1 protein-coding gene is annotated in these 1,531 nt (G+C 66.9%); it reads right to left on the reverse strand.

All coding sequences use genetic code 11. The annotated features are described in order from the left end of the window. Positions 1 to 163: 163 nt before the first annotated feature. Positions 164 to 1,531, reverse strand: a 1,368-nt coding sequence (locus tag FDN03_RS15335; protein ID WP_138178468.1) for an NAD-dependent succinate-semialdehyde dehydrogenase, incomplete at its 5' end; no start/stop codon positions are given.

The following is a 1,531-nucleotide window of genomic DNA, read 5'->3' on the forward strand; positions in this document are numbered from 1 at the left end:
ACCGGAACGAACTCCGCGTTCTGGACCGTGGACCAGGTGTCGTTGAAGAAGTAAGCGGCCCGGCACCAAAGCCCCACGGCCGGTGGCTTAACCACCAAGGGTGGCGCACGAGAACCGTGCGCCACCCTCACCTGTCCCCGGCCTGACGGCGAGGGGGTATGGACTAGCGTCCGGAGATCTTCACCAGCTTGTGGTTGACGAACTCATCCATGCCGTACTTGCCCAACTCGCGGCCGATGCCCGAGCGCTTCACGCCACCGAAGGGCAGCTCGGCGGCGGTGCCGGAGGGCTCGTTGATGGCCACCATGCCGGTTTCCAGCTGGCGGGCAATGCGGTCAGCCCGCTCGGCGTCCTGGGTGTGGATGGAGGCACCCAGCCCGTAGTCGGTGTTGTTGGCCAGCTTCACGGCCTCCTCCTCACCGTCCACCTTGTACAGCACGGCGACCGGGCCGAACAATTCCTCGCTGAAGGCGCGCATGTCCTCGGTGACCCCGGCCAGCACGGTCGGCTCAAAGTAGGCGCCCTCCCCGTCCACCGGCTTGCCGCCGGCCAGCACGGTTGCGCCCTTGTCCACGGCGTCCTTCACCTGGGCGGCCAACCCGTCGCGGGCCGCGGCCGAGGACAGTGGGCCGACGAAGTTCTCCGCCTCGCTCGGATCACCCATCTTGATGCCGGACACCTGGTCCACCAGCGCCTTGGAGAACTCGTCGTACACCGAGGAGTCCACGATGAAGCGCTTGGCGGCATTGCAGGCCTGGCCGGTGTTGCCGAAGCGGGCGCGCATGCCCAGCTTGGCGCTGCGGGCCACGTCCGCGTCCTCCATCACCAGGAACGGATCCGAACCGCCCAGTTCCAGCACGACCTTCTTCAGGTTGCGCCCGGCGATCTCGGCCACCGCGGCACCGGCGCGCTCCGAACCGGTCAGCGAAACTCCCTGGATCCGGCGGTCGGCGATGATGTCGGCCACCTGGTCATTGGTGGCGAAGATGTTCACGTAGGCGCCTTCCGGGGCCCCGGCGTCCTTGAAGATCTGCTCCATGGCCAGCGCCGATTCCGGGCACTGCGGGGCGTGCTTAAGCAGGATGGTGTTGCCGTTCATCAGGTTCGGCGCCGCGAAGCGGGCCACCTGGTAGTAGGGGAAGTTCCACGGCATGATGCCCAACAGCACACCGACCGCTTCCTTGCGCACCAGCGCCTTGCCGCCGCTGGCGACCTCAAGCTCCTCGTCCTGCAGGAACTTCGGACCGTTCTTGGCGTAGTAGCGGTAGATGGAGGCTACAATGCTGATTTCGCCCTGGGCCTGGCGCACCGGCTTGCCCATCTCGCGGGTGATGATCGCGGCCAGTTCCTCCGCGCGTTCCTCGTAGATGTCGGCCACCCGCTCCAGCAGCGCGACGCGCTCGGAGATCTCGGAGGTGGACCAGGTGGTGAAGCCCTGGTGGGCCGCGCCAATGGCCTCCTGGATCTGGGCGTCGCTGGCGGTGGGGTAGGTTGCCTCTACGACTCCGGTAGCGGGGTTGGTCACTGCATA

It is taken from the genome of Glutamicibacter sp. V16R2B1, assembly GCF_005774635.1.
In the GTDB taxonomy this organism is placed as follows: Bacteria; Actinomycetota; Actinomycetes; order Actinomycetales; family Micrococcaceae; genus Glutamicibacter; species Glutamicibacter creatinolyticus.